The organism is Arthrobacter sp. G.S.26 (assembly GCF_050847375.1).
In the GTDB taxonomy this organism is placed as follows: Bacteria; Actinomycetota; Actinomycetes; order Actinomycetales; family Micrococcaceae; genus Arthrobacter.
Genome location: NZ_CP193752.1, coordinates 3,909,949 through 3,927,473 on the forward strand (window position 1 = coordinate 3,909,949; position 17,525 = coordinate 3,927,473).

Annotated in this window: 13 protein-coding genes and 1 pseudogene; 10 read left to right on the forward strand and 4 right to left on the reverse strand. The window is 67.4% G+C overall.

Annotated features, from left to right (window positions below):
• Positions 1–41 precede the first annotated feature (41 nt).
• Positions 42–1,502, reverse strand: coding sequence for an amino acid permease (locus ACRB8A_RS17955; RefSeq protein ID WP_432245249.1), 1,461 nt, complete (start codon positions 1,500–1,502; stop codon positions 42–44).
• Between the two features lie 149 nt (positions 1,503–1,651).
• Between ACRB8A_RS17955 and ACRB8A_RS17960 the strand changes: the two genes are divergently transcribed.
• Entirely contained in the window at positions 1,652–2,614 is a 963-nt protein-coding gene (locus ACRB8A_RS17960; protein WP_050685278.1) for a LysR substrate-binding domain-containing protein, read from the forward strand.
• On the opposite strand, the gene ACRB8A_RS17965 is transcribed toward ACRB8A_RS17960, so the two are convergent.
• Positions 2,567–2,995 (reverse strand): hypothetical protein, encoded by a 429-nt coding sequence (locus tag ACRB8A_RS17965; RefSeq protein WP_432245250.1) that lies wholly within the window; start codon positions 2,993–2,995, stop codon positions 2,567–2,569. The genes ACRB8A_RS17960 and ACRB8A_RS17965 overlap by 48 nt on opposite strands.
• 133 nt (positions 2,996–3,128) lie before the next feature.
• On the opposite strand from ACRB8A_RS17965, the gene panD reads away from it, so the two are divergent.
• The 3 genes from panD (at position 3,129) to ACRB8A_RS17980 (ending at position 5,783) form a co-directional block, all read left to right on the forward strand.
• On the forward strand, positions 3,129–3,560 hold the full coding sequence (gene panD / locus ACRB8A_RS17970; protein WP_197273551.1) for an aspartate 1-decarboxylase: 432 nt from the start codon (positions 3,129–3,131) through the stop codon (positions 3,558–3,560).
• A gap of 116 nt (positions 3,561–3,676) precedes the next feature.
• Positions 3,677–4,603, forward strand: coding sequence for an AEC family transporter (locus ACRB8A_RS17975; RefSeq protein WP_056595764.1), 927 nt, complete (start codon positions 3,677–3,679; stop codon positions 4,601–4,603).
• Between the two features lie 49 nt (positions 4,604–4,652).
• Positions 4,653–5,783 (forward strand): FAD-dependent oxidoreductase, encoded by a 1,131-nt coding sequence (locus tag ACRB8A_RS17980; protein ID WP_432245251.1) that lies wholly within the window; start codon positions 4,653–4,655, stop codon positions 5,781–5,783.
• Positions 5,784–5,786: 3 nt separating this feature from the next.
• On the opposite strand, the gene ACRB8A_RS17985 is transcribed toward ACRB8A_RS17980, so the two are convergent.
• Together ACRB8A_RS17985 and ACRB8A_RS17990 are read right to left on the reverse strand one after the other, a co-directional pair.
• On the reverse strand, positions 5,787–8,453 hold the full coding sequence (locus ACRB8A_RS17985) for a trehalase-like domain-containing protein (protein WP_432245252.1): 2,667 nt from the start codon (positions 8,451–8,453) through the stop codon (positions 5,787–5,789).
• A gap of 181 nt (positions 8,454–8,634) precedes the next feature.
• On the reverse strand, positions 8,635–9,624 hold the full coding sequence (locus tag ACRB8A_RS17990) for an LLM class flavin-dependent oxidoreductase (protein WP_432245253.1): 990 nt from the start codon (positions 9,622–9,624) through the stop codon (positions 8,635–8,637).
• A 140-nt stretch (positions 9,625–9,764) separates the two neighbouring features.
• Here ACRB8A_RS17990 and ACRB8A_RS17995 point away from each other — a divergent pair, with 140 nt between their 5' ends.
• The 6 genes and pseudogenes from ACRB8A_RS17995 (at position 9,765) to ACRB8A_RS18020 (ending at position 17,457) form a co-directional block, all read left to right on the forward strand.
• Positions 9,765–10,634 carry an aldo/keto reductase gene (locus tag ACRB8A_RS17995; RefSeq protein ID WP_432245254.1) on the forward strand — a complete coding sequence of 290 codons (870 nt, stop codon included), beginning with the start codon at positions 9,765–9,767 and terminating at the stop codon, positions 10,632–10,634.
• 219 nt (positions 10,635–10,853) lie between these two features.
• Positions 10,854–11,837 (forward strand): ABC transporter substrate-binding protein, encoded by a 984-nt coding sequence (locus tag ACRB8A_RS18000; protein WP_050685286.1) that lies wholly within the window; start codon positions 10,854–10,856, stop codon positions 11,835–11,837.
• 94 nt (positions 11,838–11,931) lie between these two features.
• Positions 11,932–12,534, forward strand: a complete 603-nt coding sequence (locus ACRB8A_RS18005) for a TetR/AcrR family transcriptional regulator (RefSeq protein WP_050685287.1) — start codon at positions 11,932–11,934, stop codon at positions 12,532–12,534.
• Positions 12,535–12,657: 123 nt separating this feature from the next.
• A complete protein-coding gene (locus tag ACRB8A_RS18010; RefSeq protein ID WP_432245255.1) occupies positions 12,658–14,175 on the forward strand; it encodes an aldehyde dehydrogenase family protein in 1,518 nt (505 codons plus the stop codon).
• On the forward strand, positions 14,176–15,816 hold the full coding sequence (locus ACRB8A_RS18015; protein WP_432245256.1) for a GMC family oxidoreductase: 1,641 nt from the start codon (positions 14,176–14,178) through the stop codon (positions 15,814–15,816).
• Between the two features lie 46 nt (positions 15,817–15,862).
• Positions 15,863–17,457: pseudogene (locus tag ACRB8A_RS18020) on the forward strand (APC family permease).
• The last annotated feature ends 68 nt before the right edge of the window (positions 17,458–17,525 follow it).

Here is a 17,525-nt window from a genome sequence, read left to right on the forward strand (position 1 = left end):
GGCAACGGGGAGGGAGTGGGACAAGGCGGGAGGGGGCCAGGTCAGTCGGCGGGGCGGGCCCCTACGGCTTCGTGGCGGCGCGGACTGTTGGGGTTCATCAGCGAGTTGCGCCGGCCGTAGGCGAAGTAGATCACCAGGCCGACGACCAGCCAGACGCCGAACCGCACCCAGGTTTCCCAGTGCAGCTGGAACATCAGGAAGGCCGAGGCCAGGACGCCGAAGGCGGGAACCAGCGGCATCAGCGGCAGGCGGAAGGTGCGTGGGGCATCCGGGCGCTTGTAGCGGAAGATGATCACCGAGAGGCAGACCACCACAAAGGCGGCCAGGATGCCGATGTTGGTCAGGTCGGCCACTTCCTTGATGGGGAAAACGCCGGCCAGGAAGGCCGAGGCGACACCCGCGATCCAGGTGACGCGCTGCGGGGTGCCGTGGCGGTCCGTCTTGGCGAACCAGCCGGGAAGGAGACCGTCGCGGCTCATGGCGAACCAGACGCGGGTGACGCCCAGGAGGAACGTGAGCATCACGGTCAGGATGGACAGCACCGCGAACACGGAGATGATGGTGGCGATCACCGGCAGCCCCACACCGGTGAAGGCGGAGGCAAAGCCGGCCTTGGGGTCGATGTCCTTCCAGTTCTGCATGCCGGTCAGCACCAGGGTGGCGGCAACGTAGAGCAGCATGGCCACGATCAGCGACAGGATGATGGCCTTGGGCATGTGCTTTTTGCCGTCCTTGGCCTCTTCGGCGGCGGTGCTCATGGCGTCGTAGCCAAAGACGGCGAAGAACACCGTGGCGGAACCGGCCAGGACCGGGCCGAAGCCGCTGGGCATAAACGGGTTGTAGTTGTTGGTGTCGATGTAGAAGACGCCCAGGCCAATGATGAAGAGGATGAGGATGACCTTGATGGCCACGGCCACCAGTTCGAATCGGCCGAACGCCTTGGTGCCGCGGGACAGGATCCAGGTGACCAGGAGGCACACGAGGATGGCAGGGAGGTTGATGAGCCCGCCCTTGCCCTCGTCCGCGGTGGAGGTCATCCAGACGGGCATGTGGACGCCGATGCCGGAGAGGAAGGCCTCAAGGTAGCCGGAGATCCCGATGGCCACCACCGCCACGATCGCGATGTACTCCAGCAGCAGGTCCCAGCCGATGAACCAGCCGATAACTTCGCCCAGGGCCACATAACCGTAGGTGTAGGCCGAGCCGGCCCGCGGAATCATGCCGGCGAATTCCGCGTAGGAAAGCGCGGCCGCCGCGGACGCGAGGCCGGCAATCAGGAAGGAAATAAGCACCGCGGGCCCCACCCCTGGTGTTCCTTCGCTGCCGGCTGCCACCAGGCCGGCGAGGGAGAAGATACCCACGCCGATGATGCCGCCGACGCCGATGGCCGTGAGCTGCCACAGGCCCAGGGACTTGAAAAGGCCGCTGTGTTTACTCTCTTCTTCGATGTCGTCAATGGGCTTGCGCCGCATGATCGACTGGCTCAGGTCTTTGCTGGTCATGGATTACTCCTGCTTGGGGTGCGACCCCGACGCGGCGCCCGGAGATGGCTGTGACGGGGGTAACTGGGTTCCAACAGTATGCACAGCGGCTTCCGTTAGATAAAGTGACTACTTCTAACCGATATTCATTAGATTCGATAAGGAATTCCATGCTTGATGTCCGCAGGCTGCGGCTCCTCCGGGAGCTGAGCATCCGGGGGACGCTTGCTGAGGTGGCGGAGGCCCTGCAGTACAGCCCGTCGTCGGTATCCCAGCAGCTGGCCCTGCTGGAGAAGGAAGTGGGGGTTGAGCTCCTGCGCAAGACCGGCCGCCGGGTCCAGCTGACGCCGCAGGCGGAGGTCCTGGTGGCCCATACCGCCCAACTGCTTGAAACCATGGAGCAGGCCGAAGCGGACCTGGCCGCGTCCCTGACCACCGTCACCGGAACCGTCCGGATCGCCGTGTTCCAGTCGGCAGCCCTGGCCCTGATGCCCGACACGCTGACCCGGATGGCTGCCGCATACCCGGAGGTGCGGATCGAAATGATCCAGCGGGAGCCCGAAACAGCCCTGCATGAGACCTGGGCGCGCGATTTTGACCTGGTCATCGCGGAACAGTATCCGGGCCACGCCGCGCCCAGGTATCCGGAACTGGACCGGCTGAAGCTCACCACGGATGCCATCCGGCTGGCGGTTCCACCGGCGGCCGACGGCGGAACCACCATCCGCTCGCTCGAGGACACCGCGGACCTCGCCTGGGTCATGGAACCGCGGGGTGCCGCATCCCGGCACTGGGCGGAACAGGCGTGCCGCAGCGCCGGCTTCGAACCGGACGTCCGCTTTGAGACCGCCGACCTGCAGGCACAGGCGCGCCTGATCGAGTCGGGCAACGCCGTGGCGCTGATGCCGGACCTGGTGTGGACCGGCCGGGGCACCACGGCCCAATTGGTGGAGCTCCCCGGCAGGCCGCACCGGACCATCTTCACGTCGGTCCGCCGCTCCAGCGCCCAGCGGCCGGCCATCCTGGCGGCCCGGGAAACCCTTGCCGCCGCGGCCGCAGCGGTGGCAGCCGGGGCGGGCCGGTCCTCAGCTGCGCCTGTTGATGACCTGGAAGGCCACCGCGCCGGTCAGTAGTTCGGTGAACAGCAGGACCGCCAGAGCCACCTCCACCGGGGCGCCCAGGCCGATCGCCACCACGGCAGCGCAGGTCAACAGGACCGAGAACAGGCCCATCACCGCCAGCGCCCTGGTGAAGACGGCGTTATCGCGTTCATCCCCGGTCTGCGCGAAGGCCCACTCGAAGGTGGTGACGGACTGCGGCCGGCGCATGGCCCGCCACACGCCGATGCCTGCCGCGGCCAACCCCAGCGCACCGCCCACCAGGAAGCCATTTCCCATGTTGCCGGGCCCGTATTCGCGCAGCAGGAGCCCTACCACCACAACGGTCGCGAGGCCCGTCAGGCAAAGACCCACCATCAGCGGCTTGTTTTGGCCAGGGAATCGTTCAGTCTGCATGGAAGATCTCCTCAACAGTGCGGTCGAAGTGGCGGGCGATGGCGATGGCCAGCGGCAGGAGACGGGTCATAGCGCCCCACTGTCGGTTGCGTCACAGCGCCACGGCTGGGCTCCGGCGTAGACTTGGTCCGTTATGAATCGAACAATGTTCAAGTCCAAAATCCACCGGGCCACCGTCACGCACGCGGACCTGCACTACGTAGGTTCCGTCACGGTTGACCTGGACCTGCTTGACGCTGCCGACATCCTGCCCGGGGAACTCGTGGCCATCGTGGACGTCACCAACGGCGCCCGGCTGGAAACCTACACCATCGCCGGCGAGCGCGGTTCCGGCGTCCTGGGGATCAACGGCCCGGCAGCGCACCTGGTGCAGGAGAACGACGTTGTTATCCTCATTACGTACGCCCAGATGACTTCCGCGGAAGCCCGCGCGTACACTCCCCGCGTGGTCCATGTGGATGCCGGCAACAGGATCATCCAGCTGGGCACCGACCCTGCCGAGGGCATCACCCCTGGGTTGGTGCGGCCGCCGTACGCCCTGGACAACTCGGCCCTGCCCGCGTAGTCCCTGTCCGGATGGCGGTATTTTCGCCGTCGCCACCCGCCCTTCAGGCTTAAATCTGATTAGCTGGGGGTTGTGAACCCCCGTCTGTTGACCTTCCGCCCCGCGGTGCGCGTGCCGTGCTAGGCGTGCTGGCGGGTTTTTTTGTGGTGTGGACCATCATCCTGGTGGGCTGGTTTGTTGGCCGACGGAAAATCCTGGGCGAGAACGCCCGCAACGTCCTCAGTTCGCTGACCTTCTTCGTGGCCAGCCCGGCTCTTTTGTTCGAAACCCTGAGCAAAGCGCACCTGCAGGAGGTCTTCGCGGCTCCCCTGCTCGTTACCGCCGTGGGCGCCATCGCCACCGCGCTGATATTTTTCACCATTGCCAGGTTGTGGCTCAAGCGCTCCCTGCCGGAAGCCCTGATGTCCTCCATGGCGGCCTCGCTGGCCAACTCGGCCAACCTGGGCATCCCTATTGCCGTCTACGTCCTGGGCGACGCGAGCTATGTGGCGCCGCTGCTCATTTTCCAGCTGGCTTTCTTCACCCCGTTGTTCCTGATGATCCTGGATTCGAGCACCAGCTCGCACCGCACCACTCCCCTTCGCTTCATCCTCATGGTCCTGCGCAACCCCATGATCGTCGGCTCGGGATTGGGCCTGCTGGTGGCGGGAACGGGAGTACAGATCCCCGCCCTGGTGATGGAACCAATCCACCTCATCGGCGGGGCCGCGATCCCCGCCATGCTCATCGCCTTCGGCATGAGCCTGAACGGGACCCGGCCACTGCAGGCCGACGCCGGCCGGCGCGTGGACACGCTGCTGGCCAGCGCGTTCAAGCTGGTGGTCCACCCCACCCTGGCGTACGTGTTTGCCCGGTTTGTGCTGGGAATGGAGGGGCATGCCCTGTTCGCCGTGGTGGTCACCTCGGCGCTCCCCACGGCCCAGAACGTATTCGTGGCAGCGAGCCGTTACAAAACAGGGCTGACGGTTGCCAAGGACACCGTGCTGATCACCACCGTAGTGGCCGTCCCTGCCATGATCGGCGTCGCCCTGCTCCTCGCCTGAGCCTTAAGCGCCCAACGGATTTACCCACCGAACCAGAACCGGAGAACCCATGTCCACCATCCTCGACACCGTCATTATCGGCGGCGGTGCCATGGGCTCCGCCGCCGCCTGGGCGCTGGCCCGGCGGGGCCGCCAGGTGACCCTGGTGGAGCAGTTCGGCCCGGGGCACAAGATCGGGGCCTCGCACGGTGCCACCCGGAACCTCAATCCCGGCTATGAGCGGCCCGAATACATCGCCATGCTCGCCGAATCGCTGGCCCTGTGGGATGAGCTCGAACAGGACAGCGGCACCACACTGCTGGAACGCACCGGCATCGCCAGCCACGGCCCGCACCCGCGGCTTCCTGCCGTGGCGGCGGCGCTGGAGGCGGCCGGCATCCGGGCGGAGATGCTTTCCCCCGACGCCGCGGCCGAGCGCTGGCGCGGCATCCGCTTCGACCGGCAGGTGCTCCACATGCCCGACGGCGGCCAGCTCAACCCGGATGCGGCTCTCCCGGTTTTCCAGCGGCTCGCCGCCGCCCGCGGCGCCGACATCAGGCACCACACCAGAGTGGCTGCCCTGGAGATCCTGTCCGACGGGGTCCGGCTGGTCCTCGAATCCGCCACGGGCACGGAGGTGGTCACCGCCGCCCAGGCCGTGGTTACGGCCGGCGCCTGGACCGGGAAGCTGCTGGGCGGGGAGTCCGGAGCAGGGCTGCGGTTCCCGCGGCTGCGGGTCACGCAGGAACAGCCCGCGCACTTCCGCATCGCAGACGAAGGGGCGTTCTGGCCAGGGTTCAACCACTACCCGGGTGCCGGGTCAGCCTACGCGAACTGGTACTCCCCGGTGTACGGCATGCAGACCCCGGGCGAGGGGATCAAGGCCGGCTGGCACGGGGTGGGTCCCGAGGTGGACCCGGACCGGCGCAACTTCCTGCCGGACCCGGTGCAGCTGGCCGCCCTGCAGTCCTACGCCCGCGCTTGGCTTCCCGGGGTGGATGCCGACTCGTTCGAGGCCATCAGCTGCACCTATACCAGCACCCCCGATGAGGATTTTGTGCTGGACCGGATCGGTCCGGTGGTCATCGGCGCAGGCTTCTCCGGGCACGGGTTTAAGTTCACCCCGGCGATCGGCCGGATCCTGGCGGACCTGGCCACCGGCACCCGGCCGGCGCCGGAAATGTTCCGCGCGTCCCGCTGACGGCTAGCTCCGGCGGGGCTCGTCGTGCCGTTTCCGGGTGCCGTGCTGGTCCTGGTGGGCGTCGAGGATCCTGGCGCAGCGGATGAAGCCCAGGTGCGAGTATGCCTGCGGGTGGTTGCCCAGGTGGGTTTCGGTGCCGGGGTCGTACTCCTCCGGCAGCAGCCCGGTGGGCCCGAACAGGTTGACCAGCTGGTCAAACAGGTCCCAGGCCTCTTCGATCCTGCCCACCGCGACATAAGCTTCGATCAGCCAGGTGGTGCAGATGTGGAACCCGCCCTCCAAACCCGGCAGGCCGTCGTCGTACCTGTACCGGAAAACCGTGGGCCCCACCCGCAGTTCGCGTTCCACAGCCGTGACGGTGTCCAGGAAGCGCTGGTCCGTGACGTCCAGCAGGCCCGAAAGGCCGATGTGCAGGACGGCCGCGTCAAGGTCCGGGCTGTCGTAGGCCACCGTGTAGGACTGAGCCGCCGCGTCCCAGCCTTCCTGCAGGACTTCGGCCTTGATGGCCGCAGCGGCAGGAGCCCATTCCGGTTTCGGCGCCCTTCCGTGGCGTTCGGCGGTACGCAGCGCCCGGTCCAGGGTGACCCAGCACATGACCTTGGTGTAGACGTGGTGGCGCGGGGCCCGGCGGGCTTCCCAGATGCCGTGGTCCGGCTCATGCCAGCGGGCCAGGACGGCAGCAGCCATCTGCACCAGGAGCTCCCAGTGGGGATCGGCGAGCGCGTCCTCCCGCTCGCTGAGGCTGTTCACCAGCTCGGCGATGGGACCGAAGACGTCCAGCTGGACCTGGTGGTCGGCGGCGTTCCCGATCCGGACCGGCCGTGAGCCGGCGTATCCGGGCAGGCTGTCGATGACGGCCTCGGTGGACAGCGGCGCGCCCGTCACGGAGTACAGCGGGTGGAGCCACTCGGGGCCTGGGGCGTTGGCCAGGATCCGGCCCAGCCAGGCCAGGAATCCTGCGGCCTCACTGGTGGAACCCAGGTCAACCAGGGCATTGACGGTCATGGACCCGTCCCGCAGCCAGCAGTAGCGGTAGTCCCAGTTCCGGGTTCCGCCAATGCCCTCCGGCAGGGACGTGGTGGGGGCGGCCAGCACGGCGCCGGTTGGCTGGTGGACCAGGGCACGCAGTACCAGCGCGGAGCGGCGCACCAGGGACGGCTTGACGGCGGGCAGCGCCAGGTTCTGCACCCATTGTCGGGCGTGCAGCGCTACGCCGGCCCGGCGGCCGGTCTCGCCCGCCGGATCGGCGGGTTGCGGCTCGGTGTCACCGCAGCGGAGGTTCAGCACCACGGGCCCGTTGGCCAGGTTTACGGCGGCCGTGGCGGTGGCGTGGCGGCCATCGGAGGTGATGTTGAACGTGACGCCGGGTGCCAGCAGGATGATGGGCTCCGAGGTGCCCATCACGTGCACCTCATCGCCCCGGGCTTCCATGCTGAAAGGGGCGGTGGCGTAGTCAGGCCTGGGGGCGAAGGTGATGGTGGCGGCGCCATGGCCGGACAGGACGCGGACCAGGCTGGTGATGCCGTCCGGGGCCGGTTCAAGGTAGTCGGTGACGGTGACGTCTGCCCAGCGCGTTTCCACGATCATGGTGCTTTCCACATAGCGCTGCCCCAGGACCTGGGAGGCCTTGACAGGGGCCACTGTGAAGTGGCCGGCGGCGTCCCCGCCCAGGATGTGGGCGAACAGGGAGCCTGAATCCGGCAGCGGGTGGCTCATCCAGCAGATCTTGGCATCCGGCGTGACCAGGGCCGTGACGGAGCCGTTGCCGATCATCGAGTGCCGTTCCAGGCCCACGGCGTCCTCGCCGAAGAGCCAGGCCCGGCGCAGTTCAAACAGGATGGCCAGCACGCGGGCAAAGGATTCCGGGTCCCGGAGCCGGTGCGCGGCCACCGACTTCCCGGCGCCCACCCGCAGGCCCATGTCCGGGCCGCGGAGCGTTGCCATGGCCAGTTCATCGCTGGCGGCGTCCCCGGCAAACATCGCGGCGCTGGCGCCCAGCCGGGACCGGAGGTTCTCCAGCGCGTCTGCTTTGGCCGGCTCCAGGATGGACAGGTCCAGCACCGAGCCGTCCACGATGAAGGCGAGCCCGTGCCGGGCGGCGATCTCCCGGGCGGCCTTCGTCACGGCGGAAACCACGTCCGGGGCGGCCGGCCGGGTGTGGACTGAGACGGCAACGGGTTTGCGTTCCATCCAGATGCCTTTCATGAACCCCACCGCCTCGTTGAGTTCGGCGCCGACCTTCTGGAGGAGGGCTTCCGTGGCAAGGGTCTGGGCGTGCGCGAAACCCATGTCGAACTCCGCGCCGTGGGAGCCCACCAGGTGCACTTCCGCGGGCAGCCGGGACACAGCGGCAAGGTCGCGGAGCGAGCGGCCGGAGATGACAGCGGCGTGGGTGTTGGGCAACGCGGCCAGGGCGCGCAGCGCGATCGCGGCGCTGCCCAGCGGCAGGGTTTCGGTGGAAATGCCCTCCGCGTCGCAAAGGGTGCCGCCGTAGTTGCAGGCCACCAGCAGGCCGGGGACGCGGGCCAGGACCTTCAGTTCGGCAAGCAGTGCCGGCGTGAGTCCGTCATCCGCTGCGTCCGTCTGGACGAAGGCGCGCAGCAGGCCCAGGGGAAGTGACCGGGTGAGGAGCGCGGAGTCCGCCACGCTTTGGTTCAACGGCGTCGCCATCCTGGTGCTCCTCGCGGCAGGCCCGGCCCGGGGGGAACTGCCGCGGGCTGCGGACTGCCGGGTGGTGCCCCGCCCCGGCATCCACGGACGCCGGAGGGGACACTGACCATGGTCCCGCCGGCCAGTTTCACCTGAATATCGGGGGGATTGCCGCCATGTTAAGTCGGGGCGCCGGTGGGAATCAGACCCGCAGCAGGCCGGCGGCTTCCGCCAGCAGCTCCACGGACCGCAGCCGGGAATCGGTCCCGGTGCTCTGGTGGGCCACGATGAGTTCGTCGGCGTCGGCGTGCCGGCCAAAGGAGTCCAGGTAGTCCAGCACCACATCCGGGGTGCCCACGGCGGAGTACGTCATCATCTGCGACACGTGCTGGCCCTGCGGGGAATCCAGCACCATGTCGGCCTCATCGTCCGTGAACTCGCGGCCGCCGCCGAAGAACAGGGACACGCGCGCACGCTTGGTGGCCTGCATCATGGCCTGCGCCTCTGCGGCGGAGTCTGCGGCGATGACGTTGACGCCGGCGATCACGTGCGGGGCGTCCAGCTGTGCGGACGGCTTGAATTCGCGTCGGTAGGTGGCCACGGCATCCTGCAGCGCCGCCGGCGAGAAGTGCGAGGCAAAGGCGTACGGCAATCCCAGTTGGGCAGCCAGGCGGGCGCCGAAGAGGGAGGAGCCGAGGATGTAGAGGGGCACGTCGGTGTCCTTGCCGGGGGTCGCTTCCACACCCTGGACCCGGGTGGGACCGGTGAGGTAGCCCTGCAGTTCCAGGACGTCCTGCGGGAAGCTGTCTGCGGACATCGGATCGCGGCGCAGGGCGCGCATGGTGTTCTGGTCGCTGCCGGGCGCGCGGCCCAGGCCCAGGTCGATCCGGCCCGGGTGCAGGGTCTCCAGGGTGCCGAACTGCTCGGCGATGGTCAGCGGCGAGTGGTTGGGCAGCATCACGCCGCCGGAACCCAGCCGGATGCTTTCCGTGTGGGCCGCCACGTGGGCGATCAGCACACTGGTGGCGGACGACGCGATGGAGGACATGTTGTGGTGCTCCGCGTACCAGACCCGCCGGTATCCCAGCTTCTCGGCCGCCTGCGCCATGGCCACGCTGCCAGCGAAACTCTCCGCAGCCGTCTGGCCTTTGCCGATGGTTGCCAGATCAAGGATGGAGAGGGGAAGAGTCACGGTGCTGCCGGCCTTTCAGAGCGTTGCGTTGGAAATGCCGGCCGGGTCACGGCAGGCACAGCAGGTATAACGACGGCGGCGCCCGGCTTATTTCGACGGGTTTCCGGAATACCCGGCACACTGGGGCTGTTGCCGCCTCTATGACCCCTGATACGAACCAGCTGGAACTTTCCGCCACCATCAGCCTTAAGGATCTCGGCACGGTGCACAGACTTGGCTTCGGCGCCATGCGCATCGTCGGCGATGGCGTCTGGGGCGAGCCCACCGACCGGGCGGCCGCCGTCGCGGTGGTGCGCCGCGCCGTCGAACTCGGTGTTGACTTCATCGACACGGCAGACTCCTACGGCCCGAACATCAGCGAGGAGATCCTGACCGAGGCCCTGCACCCGTACCGGGAGGGCCTGAAGATCGCCACGAAGGTGGGTTTCACCCGCACCGGGCCGAACCGCTGGGTTCCGGTGGGACGGCCGGAATACCTGCGCCAGCAGACCGAGCTGAGCCTGCGGAAGCTCAAGGTGGACACCCTGGACCTCCTGCAGCTGCACCGGATCGATCCCAAAGTGGACGCCGAGGAACAGTTCGGGGTGCTGCGCGAGCTGCAGGACGAGGGCAAGGTCCGTGCGCTGGGCCTGTCGCAGGTCAGCGTTGCGGAACTGGAGGCGGCCGGCCGGCACTTCACTGTGTCCACTGTCCAGAACCGCTACAACCTGACGGACCGCAGTTCGGCGGACGTGCTGGAGTACGCGGAAAAGAACGGCATCGGGTTCATCCCCTGGGCCCCCATCTCCGCCGGTGAACTGGCGCAGCCCGGCGGCCCGCTGGATGCTGCCGCCAAGCGGTTGGGGGCCACCACGTCCCAGGTGGCGCTGGCGTGGCTGCTGCGCCGCTCCCCCGTGATGATGCCCATCCCGGGGACCGGCTCCGTGGCACACCTCGAGGAGAACCTGGCTTCGGCCGGTGTAGGCCTCGACGACGCCACGTACGCTGAGCTCGAAGCAGCCGGCAAGTAGCACCACCCGGATGCGGAAAGGCCCGGCCACGGCGGACCGGGCCTTTTCCGGCGCCGGGTGATGCCGCCACGAATATGACCGCCGCGGTCGCCCGGTTAACGGCGGTTACGCCGCGTATCTCCGGGTTGCGGAGGCCTTTGGCCTGGCGGGGAGGGCTGCCGGATAGTTGCTGCACAAGCACACTTCCGCTGCATCAGTCCTTACCTCCCAGGAGAAAAAATGGCCACCATTAAGGCAAAGCCGCTCGCGGCCGCGGCCCTGACCATCACCGCATTGCTGGGGCTCGCCGCCTGCTCGGACCCCGGCGCCTCCGCGGCCGCAGGGCCGGCCACCGGCGCCGCCACCACCGCGGCCGGCAAGCAGTTCAACCTGGCGCCCGAGCAGGACCGGTTCAAGGTGTCTGTCGACGCCGAGGCAGCCGCCCTGGTCCCCGAAGCCATCAAGGCCGACGGCAAGCTGACGGTAGTGTCCACGGGCGGCACCGCGCCGCTGAGCCTGTTCGCCACGGACAACAAAACCGTGATCGGCAGCGAAGTGGACATCGCCCACGCCGTGGGGGAGACCCTGGGCCTGCAGGTCGAGGTGCTTCCGGTGGCCTGGGCCGACTGGCCGCTGGGCGTTGAGTCCGGCAAGTACGAGGCCGTGCTGTCCAACGTCACCGTGACCGAGGCCCGCAAGGAAAAGTTCGACTTCGCCACCTACCGAAACGACCTCCTGGGCTTCTACGCCAAGACGGACTCCGACGTCGGCGAGGTCAAGGAAGCCAAGGACGTGGCCGGCAAGCGCATCATTGTGGGCTCGGGCACCAACCAGGAAGCCATCCTGGTGCGCTGGGACGAGGAAAACAAAAAGAACGGCCTGGCGCCGGTGGAATTCCAGTATTACGACGACGACTCGGCCTCCACGCTGGCACTGCAGTCCGGCCGGGCGGACCTGACGTTTGCCCCCAACGCGGGCTCGGCCTACAAGGCCGCCCTGGACGGCAAAACCAAGCAGGTGGGCACCCTGAACGGCGGCTGGCCCCTGACGGCCGAGATCGCGTTCACCACCAAAAAGGGCAACAACCTCGCCGTGGCCGCCCAGGCGGCATTGAATGAACTGATCGACAACGGTACCTACGCCAAGATCCTGGACCGCTGGGGCCTCACCTCCGAAGCCATCGAAAAGTCCGAGCTGAACCCGCCTGGCCTGCCCAAAAAATAACGGGACCTCCCGCCGACTGAATCCCAGCCCCGCTCCGGCGGGGCTGGGATTCTTCGAATGTGGGCTCCCGGCGGGTTTGGCATACTCTGGCCAGATGGGGACAAAGACCGTGAACTCAGGTGAGCAGCTTGACAGGCAATCGCGCATTCTCGAGGCGGCCCTGGAACTGCTGTCACGGCACGGCATTTCGGGTGTGAGCATGCGTGCGGTGGCCCGGGAGGCCGGCGTCGCGCTGGGCCTGGTGAACTACTACTACGACGACAAAACCAGCCTGATACGGGCCGCCCTGCACCGGGTTGAGGAGCAGGACCTCCTGCTGCTGGCACCGGACCCCTCGGCCGAACCGGATGAACAACTCCGCAGGGCCCTGCGGCGGATCGCCGGTGCCGACCTCCTGACCACCAGGTACCTGTCCCTGCGCCTTCACCTTTGGGCCCTCGCCCAGGCCGATGCAGACTATGCCGAGATTAATGCCGCCGCCTTCGACGGGTATCTCGACGGGCTCGCGGCGCTCGTCTCGAAGGCCATCCCCGGGCTTGCCTGGCAGGAATGCCGGGAGCGGGCCGCAGACATTGTGGTGGTGCAGAACGGCATGTGGCTGACGTCGCTGCTGGGCGTGGATGAGGCCTCCATCCAGCGAAGCATCGCCCGCACGGAAGAGATCGCTTTCGCCCCACAGGCCGGCAGCCAGACCTAGGCGTCGGGCCCAGCCCCGCCCCAAGGCGGACCATTTCCAGCAACCGGTATCGGCCTGAGACATCTTGAACGTTTGTTCAAGAAAGCATTGAACAGTCGTTCAACTTCAGCTAATGTCCTCCGTATGACCTACGCCACACCTAATGACGACGTGCCAGCAGCCACCCTGTTCATCAACGGCTCGTGGGAGCCTGCCGCATCCGGCGCGGTGCGCCACATCCGCAACCCGGCCGACGGCGAACTGGCCGCCACCGTATCCGAAGCCGGGCAGGAAGACGCTGAACGCGCCATCGCTGCAGCCCGGGCCGCCTTCGATTCAGGAGTCTGGTCAAACGTCCCGGCCCCGGATCGCGGCAGCTTCCTTCTGAAGGTCGCTGCCGGACTGCGCGAACACCGCGAAAAGTTCGCCCGCGCCGAGTCGCTGGACACCGGCAAGCGGATGGTCGAAAGCCGCATCGATATGGACGACATCGCCGCCTGCTTCGAATATTTCGGCCGGCTCGCCGGGCAGCAGGCGGGCCGCATCGTCGACGCCGGGGACCCCGCCGTCGTCAGCAAAATCACCTACGAACCCGTGGGCGTCTGCGGCCTGATCACGCCCTGGAACTACCCGCTGCTCCAGGCGGCCTGGAAGATCGCCCCCGCCCTGGCCGCCGGCTGCACCTTCGTCCTGAAGCCCTCCGAGCTGACCCCGTCCACCGCCATCCTGGCCATGCAGCTGCTGCAGGACCTCGGCCTGCCGGACGGCGTCGCCAACCTCGTCACCGGAGCCGGCGCGGAGGCAGGCGCGCCGCTCTCCGAACACCCCGACGTCGACCTCGTTTCCTTCACCGGCGGCCTGGAAACCGGCAAGCGCATCGCGGCCGCCGCAGCCGGCACCGTCAAGAAAGTGGCACTGGAGCTCGGCGGCAAGAACCCCAACGTGGTGTTTGCGGACGCGGACTTTGACGCCGCCGTCGACAACGCCCTTAACGGCGCGTTCGTCCACTCCCGGCAGGTCTGCTCGGCCGGGGCGCGGCTGGTGGTGGCGGAATCCATCGCCGAAAGCTTCGTGGCCGAACTGGTCCGCCGCGCACAGGCGATCAGGCTTGGCGGCCCCTTCGACGAGGCGGCAGAAACCGGCCCCCTGATCTCCGCGGCCCACCGGGACAAGGTCCACGCCTACGTCCAGCGCGGCATCAACGAGGGCGCGCGGCTGCGGTGCGGCGGCGCGGCACCTGTTGGGGAAAAGTACGACGCCGGCTTCTACTACCAGCCCACCGTCCTGGACCGCGTTGCCAGGGGAATGTCCGTGGTCACCGACGAAGCGTTCGGCCCGGTGGTGACGGTGGAGACGTTCCGCACCGAGGACGAGGCGGTGGCCATCGCCAACGACACCGTCTACGGCCTGGCCGGAGCGGTCTGGACCCAGGACGCGGGCAAGGCGCAGCGCGTGGCGTCCCGGCTGCGGCACGGCACCATCTGGATCAACGACTACCACCCCTACCTCCCCCAGGCCGAGTGGGGCGGCTTCGGCCAGTCCGGCGTCGGCCGCGAGCTGGGCCCGACCGGCCTGGCCGAGTACCAGGAAGCCAAGCACACCTACCAGAACACCAGCCCGCAGGTAACCGGCTGGTTTGCTGACCACAGCAAGGAGAACTAGATGCACGTGGAAAACATCGGGGATCTTCCCGGGCGCGGATTCGACTACGTCGTTATTGGTGGCGGATCCGCCGGAGCCGCAGTGGCCGCCCGGCTGAGCGAGGATCCGGACGTGACCGTGGCCCTCGTGGAGGCCGGCCCGGATGACCGCGGCCTGCCCGAGATCCTGCAGCTGGACAGCTGGATGGAGCTGCTGGAATCCGGCTATGACTGGGACTACCCGGTGGAACCGCAGGAGAACGGCAACTCCTTTATGCGCCACGCCCGCGCCAAGGTGATGGGCGGCTGCTCCAGCCACAACTCCTGCATCGCGTTCTGGGCCCCGCGCGAGGACCTGGACGAGTGGGAGTCGAAGTACGGCGCCACCGGCTGGAACTCTGCAACCGCCTGGCCGCTCTATCAGCGACTGGAAACCAACGAGGATGCCGGCCCTGACGCGCCGCACCACGGTGACTCAGGCCCCGTGCACCTGATGAACGTGCCCCCGGTGGATCCTGCCGGCGTCGCGCTCCTGGATGCATGCGAACAGACCGGCATCCCCCGGGCAAAGTTCAACACCGGAACCACGGTGGTCAACGGCGCCAACTTCTTCCAGATCAACCGCCGCGCGGACGGCACCAGGTCCTCCAGCTCGGTCTCCTACATCCACCCCATCACGGAGCGCGAAAACTTCACCCTGCTGACCGGCTTCCGCGCCCGCCAGCTGGTGTTCGACGCGGACAAGCGCTGCACCGGCGTCGACGTTGTGGACTCGGCGTTCGGCCGGACCCACAGGCTGTCCGCCCACCGCGAGGTCATCCTGTCCACCGGCGCCATCGACTCGCCCAAGCTGCTGATGCTCTCCGGCATCGGCCCCGCGGCGCACCTTGCCGGGCACGGGATCGAAGTCCTGGTGGACTCCCCCGGCGTAGGCGAAAACCTGCAGGACCAGCCTGAGGGCGTGGTCCAATTCGAGGCCAAACAGCCAATGGTGCAGAGCTCGACGCAGTGGTGGGAGATCGGCATCTTCACCCCCACCGAGGAAGGCCTGGACCGCCCGGACCTGATGATGCACTACGGCTCCGTACCGTTCGACATGAACACCCTGCGGTACGGCTACCCCACCACCGAGAACGGTTTTTCCCTCACCCCGAACGTCACGCACGCCCGTTCCCGCGGCACCGTCCGGCTGCGCAGCCGCGATTTCCGCGACAAGCCGATGGTGGATCCACGCTATTTCACGGATCCCGACGGCCACGACATGCGGGTCATGGTGGCCGGCATCCGCAAGGCCCGCGAGATCGCCGCCCAGCCGGCCATGGCCGAGTGGGCCGGGCGTGAGCTGTCGCCCGGGATCGGGGCACAAAGCGACGAGGAACTTCAGGACTACATCCGCAAGACGCACAACACGGTTTACCACCCCGTCGGCACCGTCCGGATGGGCCCGCCCGACGACGGGATGTCGCCGCTCGATCCAGAGCTGCGGGTCAAGGGCGTCACAGGACTGCGCGTCGCTGACGCCTCCGTGATGCCTGAACACATCACAGTCAACCCCAACATCACCGTCATGATGATCGGCGAGCGTTGCGCGGACCTCATCCGCGCCGGCCGCACCGGCGAAACGACAACGGCCGAACTGGAGTTCAGCGCCTCCCACGCCTGAGTACCAGGCGTCATCACCATCGTGCTTTTCTGATCGAGGAGTCCAAATGTTGGAACCCAGCAAGAGTATTGATTCAAGCGGCATGGACGAGTTCGGCTACACCCAGACCCTGGACCGGAGCATCGGCAAGTTCGCCAGCTTTGCAGCAGGCGTCAGCTACATCTCCATCCTCACCGGCGTTTTTCAACTGTTCTATTTTGGTTTTTCCATGGCCGGACCGGCGTATGCCTGGTCCTGGCCCATTGTCTTCGTTGGCCAGCTGATGGTGGCGCTGTGCTTCGCCGAACTGGCCGGCCGCTACCCCGTGGCGGGATCCGTCTACAACTGGGCCAAACGGCTGGCGTCCGGTACCTCGGCGTGGCTGGCCGGCTGGCTGCTGCTGCTGTCCTCCATCATGGCGCTGGGGTCCGTGGCCCTGGCGCTGCAGCTCACCCTGCCGCAGCTCTGGTCCGGGTTCCAGTTCGTTGGTGACGGCACCGGCCCGTTCGACTTTGCCATGAACGGCGTGGTGCTGGCCACCATCATGATCACCATCTCCACCCTCATCAACGCGTTCGGCGTGAAGCTTATGACCCGGATCAACAGCGTTGGGGTTTTTGTGGAGTTGGTGGCAGCCGTCCTGCTGATCCTAGCGCTTGGCTGGCATGTGGTGCGGGGGCCTGAGGTCTTCTTCGACACCACCGGTTTCGGGGAAGGCCATGACCTGGGCTTCTTCGGCGTCTTCCTGATCGGGGCCATGGCGTCCGGCTACGTTATGTACGGCTTCGATACCGCCAGCTCCCTTGGAGAGGAGACGAAGGACCCCAAACGCACGGCACCCAAGGCCATCCTGCGGGCCGTCACCGCCTCGTTCCTGCTCGGTGGCCTGATCCTGCTTTTGGCATCCTCGCCGCGCCGGACCTCACCGATCCCAAAATCGGTTCTGCCGACGGCGGCCTGCAGCACATCGTGCTCTCCGTCCTGGGCGGACCCTTCGGCAAAGCCTTCCTTGTCTGCATCGTGGTGGCCGTGGTGGTCTGCACCCTGTCCGTCCACGCGGCCGCCATCCGGATGATGTTCGCCATGGCGCGGGACAACAACCTCCCCTTCAGCAGGCAGCTCAGCAAAGTGGATCCGGTCCGCAGGACCCCTACCGTCGCGGCCATCGTCATCGGCGCCCTGGCCGTTATGCCGCTGCTCATCAACGTTATGCAACCGGCGATCTTCACGATTCTGTCCAGCATCAGCATCGTGCTGATTTACCTGTCATATCTCCTGGTCACTGCGCCCATGCTGCGCAACCGGCTCCTGGGCAGGTGGCCCGGCGAAAATTCCGACGCCGGCTTCAGCATGGGCAAATGGGGGCTGCCGGTGAACATCCTCGCCGTCCTGTGGGGCGCCGCCATGACAGTGAACCTGATCTGGCCGCGCCCCGAGATTTACAACTCTGTGCCTCCGTTCGAGTGGTACCTGCAGTGGGGCGGGGTGATCTTCGTCGCCGGCGTCACCGCTGGCGGCGCCCTGCTGTACCGCCTGAAGATCCGCCATCAAACGGGTGTCCTGGCCGAGCATGCCGCGGCCGTCGCAGCCCATCCTTCGTCGGGTCCGGGCGGAGAGGAAGCACCGGCTGCCGCCGCCGGACTGGAGGCCAAGGTGCCCTAGAGCAGCTGTTCCCACACGGTCAGCTGCAGCCGGACCAGCTCCGCGGTGGATTCCGCCGCGGAGCTGTC

Excerpts from the sequence above, each read along its gene's own strand:
- ACRB8A_RS18005 (WP_050685287.1), top strand. The coding sequence starts at position 11,932 with ATGGGGACAAAGACCGTGAACTCAGGTGAGCAGCTTGACAGGCAATCG.
- ACRB8A_RS18015 (WP_432245256.1), top strand. The coding sequence starts at position 14,176 with ATGCACGTGGAAAACATCGGGGATCTTCCCGGGCGCGGATTCGACTAC.
- panD (WP_197273551.1), top strand. The coding sequence starts at position 3,129 with ATGAATCGAACAATGTTCAAGTCCAAAATCCACCGGGCCACCGTCACG.
- ACRB8A_RS18000 (WP_050685286.1), top strand. The coding sequence starts at position 10,854 with ATGGCCACCATTAAGGCAAAGCCGCTCGCGGCCGCGGCCCTGACCATC.
- ACRB8A_RS17995 (WP_432245254.1), top strand. The coding sequence starts at position 9,765 with ATGACCCCTGATACGAACCAGCTGGAACTTTCCGCCACCATCAGCCTT.
- ACRB8A_RS17955 (WP_432245249.1), bottom strand. The coding sequence starts at position 1,502 with ATGACCAGCAAAGACCTGAGCCAGTCGATCATGCGGCGCAAGCCCATT.
- ACRB8A_RS18010 (WP_432245255.1), top strand. The coding sequence starts at position 12,658 with ATGACCTACGCCACACCTAATGACGACGTGCCAGCAGCCACCCTGTTC.
- ACRB8A_RS17965 (WP_432245250.1), bottom strand. The coding sequence starts at position 2,995 with ATGCAGACTGAACGATTCCCTGGCCAAAACAAGCCGCTGATGGTGGGT.
- ACRB8A_RS17980 (WP_432245251.1), top strand. The coding sequence starts at position 4,653 with ATGTCCACCATCCTCGACACCGTCATTATCGGCGGCGGTGCCATGGGC.
- ACRB8A_RS17960 (WP_050685278.1), top strand. The coding sequence starts at position 1,652 with ATGCTTGATGTCCGCAGGCTGCGGCTCCTCCGGGAGCTGAGCATCCGG.
- ACRB8A_RS17985 (WP_432245252.1), bottom strand. The coding sequence starts at position 8,453 with ATGGCGACGCCGTTGAACCAAAGCGTGGCGGACTCCGCGCTCCTCACC.